Source organism: Pseudocalidococcus azoricus BACA0444 (genome assembly GCF_031729055.1).
In the GTDB taxonomy this organism is placed as follows: domain Bacteria; phylum Cyanobacteriota; class Cyanobacteriia; order Thermosynechococcales; family Thermosynechococcaceae; genus Pseudocalidococcus; species Pseudocalidococcus azoricus.
In genome coordinates this window covers 95,728-111,637 of record NZ_JAVMIP010000002.1, presented here as the reverse complement: position 1 = coordinate 111,637, position 15,910 = coordinate 95,728, and the positions used below count along the sequence as shown (strand labels likewise).

Below are 15,910 nucleotides of genomic sequence, written 5' to 3'. Positions count from 1 at the left end.
TTTTATGGCCCGTGACTATTACGAGGTATTAGGTGTTTCTCGCAGTGCGGATCAAGATGAACTGAAACGAGCCTATCGCCGATTAGCCCGCAAATACCACCCCGATGTTAATAAGGAACCGGGAGCTGAAGACCAGTTCAAGGAAATTAATCGTGCTTACGAAGTCTTATCCGATGCCCAAACTCGGGCCAATTATGATCGGTTTGGGGAAGCTGGGGTGAGTGGGGCCGCGGGGGGGCCGGGGTTTTCTGACTTTGGCGACATGGGCGGCTTTGCCGATATTTTTGAAACCTTTTTTGGCGGTGGCTTTGGGGGAGTTGGGGGTAGTCAACGCACAGCCCGCCGCCCCGGCCCGACTCGGGGGGAAGATCTGCGCTACGACTTGAAACTGGAGTTCCGAGAAGCTGTTTTTGGTGGGGAGAAGGAAATTCGCCTGACCCATTCCGAAACCTGTGGCACCTGTAATGGAGCCGGGGCCAAGCCAGGCACACGTCCAGTCACCTGTTCAACCTGTAATGGAGTGGGGCAAGTGCGGCGATCTACCCGGACTCCCTTTGGCAGTTTTACCCAGTTGTCCGTTTGTCCCACCTGTAATGGCACGGGGCAGATGATTGAGGAACGCTGCGAAACCTGTGGCGGTCAGGGGCAAACCCAAGTTAATAAAAAGCTGAAGATTACGATTCCGGCGGGGGTGGATACGGGGACGCGCCTGCGGGTTTCCAATGAAGGAGATGCCGGACAACGGAATGGGCCGCCGGGAGATTTGTATGTTTATTTATTTGTCCAGCCGGATCCAGAGTTCCAGCGCGATGGCAATAATATTCTCACGACCCTAAAAATTAGTTACCTCCAGGCCATTTTGGGGTGTCGGATTCCGGTAAACACGGTGGATGGCGAAGAGGAGTTGACGATTCCCCCAGGCACCCAACCCAACACCGTCTTAACTCTGGAAGATAAGGGTGTCCCCCGCTTAGGCAATCCTGTGGCTCGGGGGGATCATTTAATTACAGTCGAGATCGAGATTCCGACCAAAACCAACGCTGAGGAACGGGAACTGCTGGAAAAACTGGCGAAGATGCGCGGCGACCGGATCGGCAAAGGGGGCCTGGAAAACTTCTTAGGTGGGTTGTTTGGGGGATGAGTACACCAGTCGAAACCTTGGATCTGCGGGGAACGCCCTGTCCGTTAAATTTTGTCCGCACGAAACTTCGCTTACAGCAACTGCCACCAGCCCAGATGTTAGAGGTTTGGCTAGATGCGGGTGAGCCGATTGAGCAAGTCCCGGATAGTTTACGGATGGGGGGCTATGTGATTCATGACCTCCAGGCCCAGGATGATTTTTATCGGTTGTCTGTATCTCGCCCTGCTGATTTGGTATGAGTGGGACACCTTCATCGCCACCGATGCGGGAATTAACCGGTACAGTCATGGCTGCCCAGGCCAATTATTACCGCGTCCAACTCCATGCCCCCACCGCCCCGCCTGGTCAGTTATTGTGCTTACGCCGGGGTAAATTAAAAAAACAAGGGCAACAGGTATTAGTCGGGGATCAGGTGATTGTCAGTGAACCGGATTGGCAGTCGCAGCGCGGGATGATTGATCAGGTGTTGCCCCGCCATTGTGCCTTAGCCCGCCCGGCCATTGCCAATGTCAACCAGATTTTATTGGTCTTTGCCCTCCATGATCCGGAGCCGGAGCCTTGGCAAGTGAGTCGCTTTTTAGTCACAGCGGCAGCCAGTGGTTTAGAGATTACCGTTGTTTTAAGTAAGGCGGATCTGGTGGGGCCAGAAATGCACCAGGCCTGGGTGAGTCGCCTAGACCAATGGGGTTATCGGGGGATTTTACTGAGTATTCGGACTGGCCTGGGCTTAGTGGGTATCCAAGCACTGCTTAACCATAAAATCACGGTCATCTGTGGCCCCTCTGGGGTGGGCAAAAGTAGTTTGATTAAACAGTTAATTCCGGAGCAGGAGATTCGGATTGGAACGGTTTCGGAGCATTGGCATAAAGGCAAACATACCACGCGGCATATTGAACTGTTTCCCTTACCCACTGGGGGACTATTGGCGGATACCCCCGGATTTAATCAACCCCATCTGGAGTTCTCCCCTTCTGCTTTAGCTGCCTGTTTCCCGGAAATTCAGACCCGCTTACAAACCCAGGCCTGTCAATTTCATAACTGCCAGCATCTTGCCGAGCCGGATTGTGTTGTCCGCGGGGCCTGGGAGCGGTATCCCCACTATCAACTCTTCCATCAAGAATTAACTGCTGCACAAGACGCGGCGGCAACTATGCCCCATTTAGCCACAAAACACACTCAACGCCTGAGCCAACTCCCCCGCAAAGCCCAACGCCGCCAAAGTCATCAAACCACCCAAGGTCTATGGCTCGATGATGCTGATCGTTGAAAGTTTATATTGGGTACTGGAATTTCTTATCCGACTTGCTGCATCTCCCGCCAGGACTGGGAAAGCACTTTACCCGCCGACTTGGCAAAAACAACGGTTAACAATAAACCAACAGCTAAATCAGGCAAGCTGGAATGAAGTAGGAAAACAAGTGCCGCTGCGCCCAAGACAGAAGTATTGGCAATAATATCGTTACGAGAGCATAACCACACCGAGGACATATTCAGATTGTCGTTGCGATGACGAGTTAAGAGAAACAGGCACAGCAAATTTGCCAGTAACGCGATGACTCCAACCATCCCCATCATGGTCGCTGCCGGACTGGAACCTGTAAACAGTTGATAACTGGCCTGGGAAAAAACCGCAATTGCCGAGCCAAACATCATCAGTCCCTTAAAGAAGGCTGCCCCGGCTTGCGCTCTCACACTCTTGTTAATCACATATAAACTACTCCCATAGGCGAGAGCATCACCCAGCATATCCAAAGAATCTCCCGTCAAGGATAGGGAATTTGCCTGAATACCAGCCCCAAGTTCAACCACGAACATCACAGCGTTAATCAGAAGAACGATCCACAACACCTTGGCTTGTTCTTTTCTGAGTTTTGATAACTCGCAAACCTTGGCCTGGCAGCACTGATCTCCCATGACTCCTCCCTCAGAAAGACATTCCTTCAGTCCTATCACAAACTGGCTTGAGGTATCGGAACGCCGTAAACAACAGAGTCACAGATTGGCTGAGGATCCCACCTGAAAATTAGGGAATTTCATAACCAAAGCAGTTACTATCCACCATTGCCAAGTCAATATCACCCAGGCCATACTCGGCCCAACGCCGCCCCACCATGGCCGCCACATCTGGATCCGACTCGAGGGCATCACCCCAGGCATGATCGGTTTCCGGCGGAATTTTTGTGGTGGCATCAATGCCCATCCGCCCCCCCAGGCCAATTTTTTCACTGGCAAAATCCAGGGTGTCAAAGGGGGTTTCCGGCAAGATAAAGACATCCCGCACTGGATCCACCTTCGAGCTAATGGCCCAGACCACTTGGCGCGGATCTCGGATATTGATACTTCTATCCACGACAATCACAAACTTGGTATAGGTAAATTGCGGTAAGGCGCTCCAAAAGGCTAGAGCTGCCCGCCGGGCCTGGCCGGGGTAGGCTTTGTCAATGGAAATAATCGCGGCTTTATAACTTAGGGCTTCCATGGGCAAAAAGAAGTCCACAATTTCTGAGACCTGTTGCCGCAAAATTGGCGTATAAATCCGGTTTAATACCAGGGCCATCATCGCCTCTTCCTTGGGTGGGCGGCCGCTAAAGGTGGTTAGGTAAATGGGATTTTTCCGGTGGGTCAGGCAATGAAAGCGAATTAGGGGCGAATCCTCTACACCGCCGTAATAGCCCATGTGATCACCAAAGGGGCCATCGGGGAGCATTTCACCGGGGGTAATTGTGCCTTCTAAAACGAACTCGGAGTCAGCCGGAACCTCCAGATCCACAGTTTTACATTTGGCTAAATTAATTCCTCCCCCTCCGTATAACCCGGCAAACAGCCACTCAGACAAATCCACCGGAATCGGCGTTGCTGCTGCTAAAATCACCAAGGGATCCACACCCAAGGCAATCGCTACTTCTAGTTTCTGGCCCCGTTCTGCCGCCTTGCGTAAATGTCTGGCTCCTCCCCGGACAGATAACCAATGTACTGTCATGGTTGTGGGCGATTGTAATTGCAGCCGATAGACACCAACGTTGGGGGTTCCGGTTTCACAGTCTTTCGTAATCACCAGGCCAAGGGTAATAATTTTGCCAGCATCCCCTGGGTAGGGCCGAATCATCGGAATTTGATTGAGATCTAAGTCTTTTCCTTGAATTACCACTTGCTGACAGGGGGGCAGAAGGTCGCGACTGGGTTTGGCCTTCAGGACATCAAATAAGACCTTGCCAAAATCTATGGCCTGGCTAATTTTCTTCGGGGGTTTGGGTTGCTGTAAAAGGGCGAGCTTCTGGCCTAAGGCTTCTAACTCCTGGGGCTGTTCCATATTCATCGCCCAACAGGCCCGCTCAATGGTTCCCAATAAATTCACCGCCACCGGATAGGGAGAGCCTTTCACATTTTCAAACACCAGGCCTGGGCCACCACATTGCAGTAATCGTTGGGCAATTTCGGCAATTTCCAAATCTGGATCAACCAGGGCTTTAATTCGGCGCAGTTGTCCCCGTTTTTCTAATAGTTGAATAAATCCGCGTAAATCTCTGGCCATGATGTTTGATGAGTGAGTTATGTGTGTTAAAAATCTCTGAAAAATCAGCCGTGTTGGATCATACCTTGTCTGTCAAAAAGATGACTTTCGCTAACAATCCCAAGGCCGTTGCAAATCCAGTCAAGACAAATCCGAGTAATTGATTATCTTTAGCCTGCGGCGGTTGGGAGAGGTCTGATACCTCAGTTTTAAGATCATCAAATTTGTTGTTGAACAGAACCCGGTAGATATAAAACTATAAAACCTGGCTTTTAGTCGCGTCTGAAATCGTGGGCAGTTCTGCATAAATGCCCCGTACGGACTGCACGATGGCAAAGATTACCCCTGCCAAGACCCCAATAAAGACAAAGTTTGAAAATACCTTAGTGACAAAATCAAAGGAGCCGAGCAGATTCAAGACCATCATCACTAACTGCAATAGGAAAATCACAATTCCCATCAATAACGCTTGCATGGTGTTATAACGGACAAAGTAACTAATACGGCTATTGCGGACAACCAAGAGATACAGTCCCATAAAAACAATAATCCCAGCCAGGGGAATCGAATAAATAAGGGCAATGGGCAAAATCGGAATCAATAATAACTGCAAGACTGGAAACATCTGCATCAGCGAGCCACCAAATTGCATCCCATAGAACAGGGGAAGTAAATAAGCTAAAGCCCCAAATATCCGATCCCAGACCGTTGCTACTGCACGCCAACTCACAAGCTTGTCCCCATCACGACAACATTAAAACCTGAAATCCTCAGGCCAGCCCCTCGGATTCTGTTTCTAGCCTAACGGGGAGATCATTAATTTGGGCCAAGTAAAATCCCATCTGGCAGCGAAATTTTGGACAACCACTGTCCAGACCACAGACCACCGATTCCCCACAACCGAGTTGTCCCTTTTCCCAGCGGGGCTGCCCCGATCGATTAGCCAAGAGGCAGGATGGGCAAACTTGCTGAGGCATTAGAACTTGACTTTGGGTGAGCATCACTAACATTGGCCACCTCTAGGGATCAACCCATATTCTTTATTTTACGAGGCTGTGGTAGTGAGATTGTGCGTCAGCAAACATCCTTAACCGCCATAACGCAAAAATTGCAAAATACCGCGGGCAATGGCCTGGGACATTTGCGACCGCCAGGCCGGGCTATTAAAATTAGCGGCATCTTCTGCCCCGGTGACAAATCCAGTTTCCACCAAGGCGGCGGGCATGGAGGTATTCCGAATCACATAAAAACGGGCGGCTCGAACACCGCGGTCACGAATATTAACACTCGACAAAATACTATTGTGAATCGCAGCGGCCAACCGACTGGATCTACCCGGAGCGTAATAGGTTTCCAGGCCATTAACATCGGGGCGACTCAGGCTGATGGCATTGGCATGAATACTGACAAAGACAGCCGCTCTGGCCCGCTCAGCCATGGCCACACGAGGAGGTAAGTCTAGCTCAACGTTGGGAGGCAAGTCACTCTTACGAGTCAAAATCACTTGTACCCCTTGTTGTTGAAGAATGGCAGCTACCTGCAAACCAATGTCCAAAACAATATCTTTTTCCCGAATCCCCCCAATCCCAATCGCGCCGGGATCAATCCCCCCATGGCCGGGATCAATCACCACAACATTTGCACCCCGAGGCGTGGGCAAGGGCTGATCTGGCTCAAAAGGGCGCGGGGCCGGAACGCTAACTTGGGATGGGGATGTGGGCGGGGCCTGGCCTGGACGTTGCAGTTGGACCACAATGGAATCCCCAGTGGTTCGGGTTACTCCTAAAACCTTGACATCGGCAGAGGGGGTCAGTAATACGGAAATTGTGCTCTCATTATCTTGGCGAATTTGTAAATTAGCCGGACTCCCCTCACCAGTCCGAGGTGGACGAATATCCCCTAAACGAGCATCTCGAAAGCGAATTCGATAGGCACTACCTTCCCAGCCAACCGTATAAAATAACGTCCGATCCCCCTGAATAAAGAGTTCTTGCCCCCCTAAATCTACCCGTTGAATGGTGGTTAAAGGACGACCAGGGGGCGCAGGGCGAGGAATGGTTTGGGCATTGGCAGGGGGAATGGCGTTGATGGTAATGCTTTCACCGGACATTGGCGGGGGATTTTCTGGGGCAGGAGCGGGGAGTGGATTGGTAGCAATGTTACTAGGAACAACTAAAAACCCGCCGGTAGCACTGGAGCCAATTTGCCAATCGGGGCTATTCGGTTCGACTTGGAGCGTCAGCCGGACTGAGGGAGGATTACGCTGCTGTTGGCCAAAGCGTGCCCGAACCCGCCCAATGCCAAATCGCTCAAACCGGACTTCCCGGTTATTAAAGCCATTACCAAAGCGAATATTAGTCAGGTCAATATCAATCCGGCGGCGATCACGACTGCGCTCAATTCGGGTGACAGTGGGCAATGTCCCGTTAGTAGCGACAAAAAATCCTGTACTCGTACTTTGAATCGCCCTAATCTCGGCCGGTTGGTCGCGGCTGGCGAGGGGTTGGCCGGGGGCGGGGTTGGGGGGGGTGGGTAAACCAGGGTTGGGGGTTGTGGCTGACATCAGAGTCGGCTCCGGAATCTGCACTAGCCAGTTTTGGGCCGTTAGCCCCCGGAACTTGACATCATTGGGATTGAGGGTATAGCCGGGAGCCAGTTCAACGACAATGCGTGTGGTTTGGGGGTCAAATTGGGCCACTCGCACCTGCCGAATCGCTCCAGTCCCGGATTGGTTAATTTGTGGGCGACCAAGAATCACCCCTGGTAAGTCGATCACCAGACGCGTGGGATCAAAAACTAATTGGGCCTGGGGTTGGACAGGCGCATCCGTGCGAATTTCCAGTTGATTCGTCCCGGAGTTAAACCGCCAAGATTGTAATCGGCCGGCTTGGGCTGGTAGCCCTAAGAGAAGAACTCCTAAAACCCCAAGGAGCCAACTTTTAGGAAGCTGAGATTGCCACCGATGTACCATGCTGCTGCTCCAACCGGATGAATCGTGCCCTTGAGTCCCAGTACCATTCTGGAGGCCAGGCCAAGGCCCAAAGGCAAACTTGGGTAGCTTACTCCAGTCTGGGCTATTTCGTAAACTGGCACATACCCTAGGGTTAATCTGCGCTCTCAGCGGGCCTGGGATGCAAAAATTAGCCAGTTTGGTCACTGAGGGCCCGACCAACAGAGCCAGGGAACTCCCCCCCAGACGCAAACCACTATCTCTCAGGTTCCCTGATCTGGGCCGAATCTGATCACTCGCATTGGTGCAAAACTTTGCCGATGCCAAGGGGTCACCCCTAACTGCTGGAGGGCCTGCTGATGTTGACGAGTGCCATAGCCTTTATTTCTTTCCCAACCATATTCTGGATAGCGATGCCCCAACTGGGATAACCATTGATCGCGGGCGACTTTGGCTAAAATGGCAGCGCAGGCAATACTGTAACATTGGGCATCTCCACGGATGATGGCCTGGCAAGCCCCAGCGAACTTGGTTTTGGCGGACAGTATCCCATCCACTAGGGCATAATCCCAAGGTTTGACTTGCCCTAAAGCTCGCGCCATTGCTAAATCGGTGGCCTGTTGAATGTTGAGTTGATCAATTTCTGCCACTGTCCCGAGTCCCAGGCCCCAACGCTGACATTGAGCCATAATTTGGGGCGCAAGAGCCTCTCGTTGCCGAGCATTGAGGGTTTTGGAATCCCGAACGAGGGGAATTTTTGCCGATTCAGCCAGGCCTGGAGGAAGCACTACCGCCGCTGCCACGACCGGCCCGGCCCAACAGCCCCGCCCAACTTCATCAACACCAGCAACCCACGAGAGTCCCTGCTGCCAGAGCCGTGATTCCTGTTCTAACGTTGGCGTAATTGGCACGGATTAGAGCTAGACTCCGAAGATCGGGGTCTCCTAAAGTTGAATTTTAAATTTTGACCAGGCCTACAGTTAACGCCGCCCACCCAACTCATCCATATCTAGGAACGTAGAGCGATTTTGATCAATGAACGTGGCTCGATCTAAGTTCATATTATTGGGAGAAGTTGTTGATTTAACGGGTGTACCTTCAGAACTAGCTTTGGGATGGCGAGAAGTCCGCTCTGGTACCACAACCTTTTCCATAATGAATTCAATGGTGCCAGGCTTAAGCCAACCGCGGGCCACCAAGATATCCCCCAGGCGCGAACCTGTTGCTCGCTGATCTGCTAATGCCACTTCAATTTGGGCCGGCGTGACTAATTCCGCGTCAACTAAATAATTACCGAGCCGCTTCGTAAAACTTTCATCCCCAGGCCGAGGCATAAAAGGGCGAGTCACAGATTGGGGTGGGGTTGTGATCCGAGGTGGCAGGGTTGGCTTACGGCGGGGAACTAAAGATAGTTCACTCTCAGATTGGCGCAGAGCAATGATTGCATCTTTTAATTTAACGAGGCTCTTCGTCGCCTGCTGAAGTTGCCCCCGTTCTGCTGCCTGCTCTAACAACCGGGCTTGAACACCGATCAATGTTTGGTTCCCAGTGTTCGCCAAGACTTGTAACGTCCGAGCATATCCAGCTAAACCCAGAAAATCATGCCCGGCCAAGGCTTCGCGAGCTTGATTAAAGGATGTTGTCAATTGCTTGAGTAGAGACTTGGCGAGTTGCTCATCCGGGGCAGGGTGGGGCATAGGATTTATAGGATTAAATAGAAATTATGGTATGTACAAAAAATTTAAGTCTTTAAACTTTAAATTTAACTGTATTGATGACAGGATGGATTGTCTAATAGACCTCAAAACCATAATTTTGAAGAGTTGTCGCTACTGTGGGGCTAACATCCTCAAAGTCTTTAGACCTAAGTCTCATTTTAAGCATAATCTTTGAGATGGGCAGGTTTAGTTACAATAAACTTCAAGACTACTTCAGCAAAAGTTACAAAAGCTGCCACTGCTCTAAATCTAGATAAATTTCAATGACTTAATTTTAGAGTTACTATTTCTTACTTAGATAGTTTTCTTCCATACGGCTACACAGGCGGCTTTGACTGATTAAAGATCATATAAATCATAGTTAGAAAAAGCTAACCTTGGATTTCCTTAAAACTGCAAGTCCATAATTTTTAGGTTTAACGGAGTTGACCACTGAGGGAACGCCCCACGGATGGACTCTCATCGTAAATCGTGAGTTCCTTGGGTTTACAGCGCTTGACCTCACAGACAATCCCTTTGGCATTTTCTTGTTGCAAGTCCTGAATGTAACCCACTTTTTCAGCTTCAGCTTCTGCTGGACTCAAAAATGGGCCAAAGTAATAAGTGCAGCGGGGGGATTCTGTCTTAATTTCAATCCACCAGGCCAGGCCCACATCATTGACGAGCCCCGCCAACCACTGACTGAATCCTGATTGCGCTGTTTCATGATCCTTCACCGGCACAACCTCCTAAACCACCACCAACTCGTTATGTCTCTGCATTGTGTATAACTGATCCCCCCACAGATGTGTGGACTCGAAGTTCCAAATTGCGAATTGTTACATACCTTAACATTTTGCTGCAATAAGTAACATCTCTCTCCGATATCAGGCTAAATCAAGGAGTGGGGGGTATCCCCAGGTCAATCACCGTGCGGGTTTTCGGGCGTTGGCGAAACACTTCATAGAGGGCAACTCCAGCCGCCACAGAGGCGTTCAGGCTTTCTGTCTCACCCAATAAAGGGATTGAGACCAACTGATCACAATGCTTTTGGGCCTGGAGACTGAGACCATTTCCCTCAGCACCAATGACTAAGACTACGGGGCCGGTCAATTTTGTTTCGGCAAGGGGCTGAGTGCCATTCACCGCCAGGCCATAGAGCCAAAAACCAGCCTCTTTCAGGGTTTCCAGGGTTTGATTCATATTCACAACTCGGGCCACGGCAAAATGATCTAAGGCTCCGGCCGCAACTTTGGCCACGGCTGGGGTAATCCCAACGGCCCGACGCTGGGGAATAATCATTCCTTGGGCCCCAAAGGCTTCGGCACTGCGAATAATTGCCCCTAGGTTTTGGGGATCGTTAATCCCTTCAGCCGCAATTAAGACGGGTTGATTCGTTTTGGCCTGGGCCTGGGCAATCAAATCCGCCAATTCTAGATAGCTATAGGCCGCCACCTGGGCTGCTACCCCTTGATGTCGTCCCTGATCCGTTAAATAGTCCAACCGGGGAGGCAAGACAACATCAATTACCGCCCCATTGGTTTTGGCTTTTTCCAACAGTGTCAAAAAGCGGGGATCATGGCGCAGTGGGGCCGTAATCCAAATCCGATTAAACCGCCGTTCTCCGGCCAAAGCCGTTAACACCGCATGCCGACCATAGATGAGATCAGTTTCCGCATCGGCCCCAAAAGCTGGGTTGCCTGGGGTTTGATCCGCTGCCAAATCATGGGGGAGTGTAGGTATAAGTTCAGAGGGGGCTACAGGGCCAAGCAACTGGGGGGCAAAATCAGCACTTTCACGACTCCAGGCCCCGTTTAACTGGAAAGACTCATCCTCGCTGGAGGGATAAGCCTGCTTCAGTCGGGGTGGGGTTGGAGCAGAACGGGGAGCATAATCCCGCATCGGGGCAGAACGCGGCCCATCTTGCCGATAACGGGGGCGATCTTCATAGCGATCACCTCTAGCCTGTCGATTGTCTGGACGATAACTGGAACGTTCTTGAGACTCAGCACGGCCATAACCACGCTCAGGGCGGAGACGATCTTGGCGGTCTTGATACCGTTCGCCAGGATACCGACTGTCTCCATCAGAGTGACGATCCTGATACCGAGGTTTTTCCCTGGGTTCATAACCGGAACCACGCTCTCGTTCCCCTCGTTCTCGGTTAAAGTTACCCCCAGGCCTGGGGCTAGGTCGTCTGGAACCATAGCTGGCATCTCCCTCAGCTGGCCGGCGCGGACGTGTAAAATCCCGTTGCGGATCCGCTCGGTTTGGCCGATCCCTGTCCTTAAATTCCCCATTATCCCGTTGCCGATCTCGAAACTCTGCATGGCCTGGCCGGGGTTGGGATGACCGTAAACGGGGGGCGGCAGGACGGGAAGGGCGATCACCACCGGAAAAATTACGACGAGCTTTGGGCATAGAAATGGCTTAACCAGGCCAAGGGATGAGGAAAGGCACTTTCGCAATTCTAGTCTTTAATTCTGGTCGGCTGCTGGAGCGGACTGTTCCGGGGTATTAAAGGCACAGATGAGGGGCATTCCATCGGCTAGGTTGCGGCTAATAAGTATGGCACACTGAGGGGGTAATGCAGCACAACCTCAACTCCATGAATCCCGAACCGGAAATTCGCCACCTCTTGGATTTAATGCCTGCCTCGGGCCGGATGCATTGCAAAATTGTCTCCCGCCAGCTCCAATCCCAAGTGATTCACTATAATCCAGCCTTACCTTGGGTAGATCGGGTGATTGAAATTAACTTTAATCTCTGGAGTCAACTCCCGCGCCCCTGCCGAGATTTGCTGCTGTTGCGAGCGGTGGCCTGGTTTAACTTAGGGCAACTAATCAAGCTCGATCTTTATCAAGGCCTGGCGGTGGCAGGGGTGGTGGCAGCCGTTGTCGAATTTGTCCAACTGGATCCCGTGGGTATTGTCGTCTCCGGGGGGTTAGCTGCATTTAGTGGACTCCAGGCCTGGCGGAATACGCGGGGATTGGCCGTTGAGATCGCTGCTGATAAAGAAGGGATTCGCTTGGCCCAGCGGCGCGGCTATGGCGAGGATGAGGCTGCTGATTATCTCCTCCAGGCCATAACCGAAACAGCCGCGTTGGAAAGTCGTCCGACTCTGGAGTTTGCCGAACTAGTACGGAGTCAAAACCTGAAGACCTTAGCGGGGAATCCCCAGACCATACCTATGACCAGTCGCAGTCGGCAACGGGTTGAATCCCGATCTCGATAAATTAAGGGTTTCCTTAAGTCTGATACTTATGGCATAATTAGAGACCGGCCCACTGATTATCACTTTAGGGAAACACTAGGCAGTCACCATGGCAAAGGCAAAAGGAGCCAGGCTCATCATCACCCTGGAATGCACGGAATGTCGCACTAATACCGATAAGCGGTCGGCAGGGGTATCCCGTTACACCACGATGAAAAACCGCCGGAATACGACAGCCCGCCTAGAACTGAAAAAATTCTGTCCCCACTGCAACAAACACACGATTCATAAAGAAATTAAGTAGTTTTTGTTTCTCCTCGTCCGACTTACTCCAGCTTTTTAACCTTTACCTGATCTTAATTACCCAAACTTGACCTATGGCATTCTTTCGGCGGCGTGTTTCTCCCCTCCAACCCGGTGAACCCATTGATTATAAAGATGTGGATTTACTGCGGCGATTTATTACTGAACGTGGCAAAATTCTGCCCCGGCGCGTCACAGGTTTAACCGCTAAACAACAACGTCATCTCACCATTGCGATTAAACGGGCCCGCGTCATGGCTTTGTTGCCGTTCCTGAACCCTGAAGGTTAACTATTCACGGGGATGGCTTTCGGTTTCTCTGAGATTGAGGACAAATGGCTCTATGGGGATTGAACAGTAGGGCCAGGATCGTTAAATTTCTCAATCCCTAACACCCGAATATCGCCCAGAGAGTCCGCAAACCCAGGTAGTTTCTGGCCTATCTTACAGCTATCTATATTTAGTCTTTGTCCCTGCTCACAGGTCCTTTCAAGATTAGAGTTGGCCTGGGACAAGTTCATTTAAGCTAGGAAAGGACTATCAGCCAAGTTGGATTCGCTCGTGGAAAAGGGCACTTTAGTTGAATTTCGGGTCAACAATCAGCGGCGGCTGGGAGTGGTTGAGCGACCCGAAGGGAAAAAGCACTGGATCGTCATTGATAGCAATCACCAGGCCCACACGCTTCATCCCCGGCAAATTACCTATACCGTCACGGGTGAGCGTTACCAGGCCCAGGAAATTCCCCAATTCCAAAAGGCGGTTGAACCATTCCTGGATCCGGAAAGCCTCGAGGTGGCCTGGGAAATTCTCTTAGAAGAAAATCGGTCCGTTAGTCCTGAAAGTCTGGCCCTACTCTTATTTTCTGGACAAACCCCACCCCAATGTTACGCCGCTTATTATCTACTTTCCGAAGACAAGATCTATTTCAAACAAAAGGCTGAACTCTACGAAGCCCGTCCCACCAGCCAAGTTGCCGAAATTAAACATCAACTGGAAAAAGAACTACAGCGTCAACAGGCCAAGGCCCAATTCTTCGCTAAACTTAACCAGGCTCTGGCCCAGGAAACTATCACTTGGGAGCTAGCAGAGCGACATAAGTTTGAACCCTTGGAACGGTTTGCCGCCTTGGGAGACCTGGCCACTCAGAGCCAAATCAATGCTGCTTCCGAACTCTTAACCCAACTTAAACGCCCAACGACGGCCCTAGCTGCTTTTCAACTCTTGGTAGATTTGTCACTATGGAAGCACCATGAGAATTTAGCTCTCCATCGGAGTCAGATTCCGACAGCATTTAAGCCGGAGGTGGTGGACATGGCCCGACACTGTATCAGTAATCCGCCCCCAGATCTGGATGCCCCCATTCGGCAAGATCTGACCCATCTCAAGGTTTATACGATTGATGACGAAAGTACCCAAGAAATTGATGATGGCATTAGTTTAGAAACCTTACCAGACGGTCAAGAACGCCTCTGGATTCATATTGCCGATCCGAGTCGCTGGTTACTGTTGGGAGATGGCCTGGAACTCGAAGCCCGCCGCCGCGCCACCACGGTTTATTTGCCCACAGGCATGATTCCCATGTTTCCCCCGGAACTGGCCACGGGGCCGATGAGTTTAATCGCCGGTCAAACCTGTTGTGCCTTGAGTTTTGGGGTAACGTTGCAACCCGATGGTAGTATTGCGGACTATCAAATTTGCCCTAGCTTGATTAAACCCACCTATCGCCTCACCTATGAGGATGTGGACATGATGTTGGAATTGGCTGTCCAAAATGAACCGGAGTTGTTGGGAATCGGGGCCTGGATGCAGAAACGCCTGACCTGGCGACAACAACAAGGGGCGATTCAGATCAATATGCCAGAACCCGAGATTAAAGTCGTGGATGACGAGGTGGATATTCACCCCTTAGCGGATTCGGGGGCGCGCCAATTGGTTGCGGAAATGATGATCCTCACGGGAGAAGTTGCGGCTCGATTTGGTGAGTCGGAGAATATTCCCCTGCCCTTTCGCTCCCAGACCCAACCCGAATTGCCTCCTGAGGAAGAATTACAACAACTCCCCCCCGGCCCTGTTCGCCAATGTGCCATTCGCCGCTGTATGCCCAAGAGTGAAATGAGTCCAACCCCGAATCGTCATGCCAGTCTCGGCTTAAATGCCTATTGCCAGGTAACTTCTCCAATTCGTCGCTATTCAGATTTGATTGCCCATATGCAGATCAAGGCCCATTTGCGAGGAGAGGCGGTTCCCTTTGCGGCTCCCGATTTAGGAGAACTGTTGTTAGGAGTTGTCTCAGCGGTTCAGGAAACGATTTTGGTTGAGCGACAAACTACCCGTTATTGGTCTTTGGAATATTTGCGGCGACATTCATCCCAAGTGTGGCAGGCCTTGATGTTACGGTGGCTGCGGGAAGATGACCTTTTAGGCCTGGTGTTGCTGGAGGATTTGGGGATCGAACTGGCTGTGCGCTTCCATCGGGTTGTGGGCCTGGGGGAGAGCTTAAATTTGCGGGTGAGTCGGGTAGATCCAAGGGCGGATCAAATTTCATTGGAAGAAGTGATATTAGCCCAGGCCTAGGCAAAAAGATTCAAGCTCAAATCTACCATTCATCCGAGGGTGGAGAACCAGCCGCAGCCTCGTTATCCCGTTTACTGCCCAGCAAATCTAGCTTATCTACCTTGATGGTGGGAGAGGATCGATTTGCACCAGTCGCCCGATCCTGCCAATGGTCAAATTTGAGGGAGCCGGTCACGCCAATTAAACTCCCCTTATGGACATAGTTAGCTGCAACTTCCGCTGTTTTTCCCCAGATTTCTAGGTTAAACCAATCCGGTGGATCGTCTTTTCGCATCCGGTTCACGGCCAGGGTTAAGCGACATTTGACCGAACCCGACTCAAAATATTTGACATCCGGCTCGCCACCAACTCGGCCAACTAGGGTGACAACGTTAATACTCATGGCTGGGGTAGTCCTAGAATTTTGAAGTTAAGCGTATTTACTCAGTTCTGACATTGAGGATAATCCTGGCCAGTCAAACCTTGGACATTAGTATAAAACAGGTTTTAGCGGATGACACCAGGCCAGGACGAGGGCAGCA

At 51.2% G+C, this 15,910-nt stretch carries 17 protein-coding genes; 7 read left to right on the top strand and 10 right to left on the bottom strand.

Annotated features, from left to right (window positions below; translation table 11 throughout):
- Positions 1 to 4: 4 nt before the first annotated feature.
- Genes dnaJ through rsgA form a run of 3 tightly spaced genes read left to right on the top strand, consistent with a single transcriptional unit; the run spans position 5 to position 2,408 of the window.
- Positions 5 to 1,141 (top strand): molecular chaperone DnaJ, encoded by a 1,137-nt coding sequence (gene dnaJ / locus RIF25_RS02960; protein WP_322877069.1) that lies wholly within the window; start codon positions 5 to 7, stop codon positions 1,139 to 1,141.
- Positions 1,138 to 1,380 carry a sulfurtransferase TusA family protein gene (locus RIF25_RS02955; protein WP_322877068.1) on the top strand — a complete coding sequence of 81 codons (243 nt, stop codon included), beginning with the start codon at positions 1,138 to 1,140 and terminating at the stop codon, positions 1,378 to 1,380. Before dnaJ ends, RIF25_RS02955 begins: the two co-directional genes overlap by 4 nt.
- Positions 1,377 to 2,408, top strand: coding sequence for a ribosome small subunit-dependent GTPase A (gene rsgA / locus RIF25_RS02950; protein WP_322877067.1), 1,032 nt, complete (start codon positions 1,377 to 1,379; stop codon positions 2,406 to 2,408). The genes RIF25_RS02955 and rsgA overlap by 4 nt, the downstream gene beginning before the upstream one ends.
- A gap of 26 nt (positions 2,409 to 2,434) precedes the next feature.
- Here the strand turns inward: rsgA and RIF25_RS02945 are convergent, their stop codons facing one another.
- The 9 genes from RIF25_RS02945 to rlmB form a co-directional block, all read right to left on the bottom strand.
- Entirely contained in the window at positions 2,435 to 3,055 is a 621-nt protein-coding gene (locus tag RIF25_RS02945) for a cation transporter (RefSeq protein WP_322877066.1), read from the bottom strand.
- 109 nt (positions 3,056 to 3,164) lie between these two features.
- Positions 3,165 to 4,673 carry a UbiD family decarboxylase gene (locus tag RIF25_RS02940; protein ID WP_322877065.1) on the bottom strand — a complete coding sequence of 503 codons (1,509 nt, stop codon included), beginning with the start codon at positions 4,671 to 4,673 and terminating at the stop codon, positions 3,165 to 3,167.
- A 235-nt stretch (positions 4,674 to 4,908) separates the two neighbouring features.
- Positions 4,909 to 5,382 (bottom strand): Tic20 family protein, encoded by a 474-nt coding sequence (locus tag RIF25_RS02935; RefSeq protein ID WP_322877064.1) that lies wholly within the window; start codon positions 5,380 to 5,382, stop codon positions 4,909 to 4,911.
- A gap of 40 nt (positions 5,383 to 5,422) precedes the next feature.
- A complete protein-coding gene (locus RIF25_RS02930; RefSeq protein WP_322877063.1) occupies positions 5,423 to 5,662 on the bottom strand; it encodes a hypothetical protein in 240 nt (79 codons plus the stop codon).
- Between the two features lie 77 nt (positions 5,663 to 5,739).
- Positions 5,740 to 7,809, bottom strand: coding sequence for an N-acetylmuramoyl-L-alanine amidase (locus RIF25_RS02925; RefSeq protein ID WP_322877062.1), 2,070 nt, complete (start codon positions 7,807 to 7,809; stop codon positions 5,740 to 5,742).
- Between the two features lie 56 nt (positions 7,810 to 7,865).
- Positions 7,866 to 8,513 (bottom strand): ribonuclease HII, encoded by a 648-nt coding sequence (locus RIF25_RS02920; RefSeq protein WP_322877061.1) that lies wholly within the window; start codon positions 8,511 to 8,513, stop codon positions 7,866 to 7,868.
- A 69-nt stretch (positions 8,514 to 8,582) separates the two neighbouring features.
- Positions 8,583 to 9,299, bottom strand: a complete 717-nt coding sequence (locus tag RIF25_RS02915) for a hypothetical protein (RefSeq protein WP_322877060.1) — start codon at positions 9,297 to 9,299, stop codon at positions 8,583 to 8,585.
- Between the two features lie 437 nt (positions 9,300 to 9,736).
- A complete protein-coding gene (locus tag RIF25_RS02910) occupies positions 9,737 to 10,036 on the bottom strand; it encodes a DUF1816 domain-containing protein (RefSeq protein ID WP_322877059.1) in 300 nt (99 codons plus the stop codon).
- Positions 10,037 to 10,196: 160 nt separating this feature from the next.
- The gene (gene rlmB, locus RIF25_RS02905; protein ID WP_322877058.1) at positions 10,197 to 11,720 is read right to left on the bottom strand and encodes a 23S rRNA (guanosine(2251)-2'-O)-methyltransferase RlmB; all 1,524 of its coding nucleotides are present in this window, start codon (positions 11,718 to 11,720) and stop codon (positions 10,197 to 10,199) included.
- Between the two features lie 166 nt (positions 11,721 to 11,886).
- Between rlmB and RIF25_RS02900 the strand changes: the two genes are divergently transcribed.
- The 4 genes from RIF25_RS02900 to RIF25_RS02885 all read left to right on the top strand — a co-directional run bounded on the left by RIF25_RS02900 (position 11,887) and on the right by RIF25_RS02885 (position 15,389).
- Positions 11,887 to 12,534, top strand: a complete 648-nt coding sequence (locus RIF25_RS02900) for a DUF3318 domain-containing protein (protein ID WP_322877057.1) — start codon at positions 11,887 to 11,889, stop codon at positions 12,532 to 12,534.
- An 88-nt stretch (positions 12,535 to 12,622) separates the two neighbouring features.
- Complete coding sequence (gene rpmG / locus RIF25_RS02895; RefSeq protein WP_322877056.1) at positions 12,623 to 12,817, top strand: 50S ribosomal protein L33; 195 nt, start codon at positions 12,623 to 12,625, stop codon at positions 12,815 to 12,817.
- A gap of 73 nt (positions 12,818 to 12,890) precedes the next feature.
- On the top strand, positions 12,891 to 13,106 hold the full coding sequence (gene rpsR / locus RIF25_RS02890; protein WP_015123336.1) for a 30S ribosomal protein S18: 216 nt from the start codon (positions 12,891 to 12,893) through the stop codon (positions 13,104 to 13,106).
- Positions 13,107 to 13,376: 270 nt separating this feature from the next.
- Entirely contained in the window at positions 13,377 to 15,389 is a 2,013-nt protein-coding gene (locus RIF25_RS02885) for a ribonuclease catalytic domain-containing protein (RefSeq protein WP_322877055.1), read from the top strand.
- A 22-nt stretch (positions 15,390 to 15,411) separates the two neighbouring features.
- Here the strand turns inward: RIF25_RS02885 and RIF25_RS02880 are convergent, their stop codons facing one another.
- Positions 15,412 to 15,771 (bottom strand): single-stranded DNA-binding protein, encoded by a 360-nt coding sequence (locus tag RIF25_RS02880; protein WP_015123338.1) that lies wholly within the window; start codon positions 15,769 to 15,771, stop codon positions 15,412 to 15,414.
- Positions 15,772 to 15,910 lie beyond the last annotated feature (139 nt).

Coding starts and splice junctions, on each gene's coding strand:
- RIF25_RS02900 (WP_322877057.1), top strand. CDS start 11,887: ATGCAGCACAACCTCAACTCCATGAATCCCGAACCGGAAATTCGCCAC.
- RIF25_RS02915 (WP_322877060.1), bottom strand. CDS start 9,299: ATGCCCCACCCTGCCCCGGATGAGCAACTCGCCAAGTCTCTACTCAAG.
- rsgA (WP_322877067.1), top strand. CDS start 1,377: ATGAGTGGGACACCTTCATCGCCACCGATGCGGGAATTAACCGGTACA.
- dnaJ (WP_322877069.1), top strand. CDS start 5: ATGGCCCGTGACTATTACGAGGTATTAGGTGTTTCTCGCAGTGCGGAT.
- RIF25_RS02945 (WP_322877066.1), bottom strand. CDS start 3,055: ATGGGAGATCAGTGCTGCCAGGCCAAGGTTTGCGAGTTATCAAAACTC.
- rpmG (WP_322877056.1), top strand. CDS start 12,623: ATGGCAAAGGCAAAAGGAGCCAGGCTCATCATCACCCTGGAATGCACG.
- RIF25_RS02955 (WP_322877068.1), top strand. CDS start 1,138: ATGAGTACACCAGTCGAAACCTTGGATCTGCGGGGAACGCCCTGTCCG.
- RIF25_RS02880 (WP_015123338.1), bottom strand. CDS start 15,771: ATGAGTATTAACGTTGTCACCCTAGTTGGCCGAGTTGGTGGCGAGCCG.
- rlmB (WP_322877058.1), bottom strand. CDS start 11,720: ATGCCCAAAGCTCGTCGTAATTTTTCCGGTGGTGATCGCCCTTCCCGT.
- RIF25_RS02930 (WP_322877063.1), bottom strand. CDS start 5,662: ATGTTAGTGATGCTCACCCAAAGTCAAGTTCTAATGCCTCAGCAAGTT.
- rpsR (WP_015123336.1), top strand. CDS start 12,891: ATGGCATTCTTTCGGCGGCGTGTTTCTCCCCTCCAACCCGGTGAACCC.
- RIF25_RS02940 (WP_322877065.1), bottom strand. CDS start 4,673: ATGGCCAGAGATTTACGCGGATTTATTCAACTATTAGAAAAACGGGGA.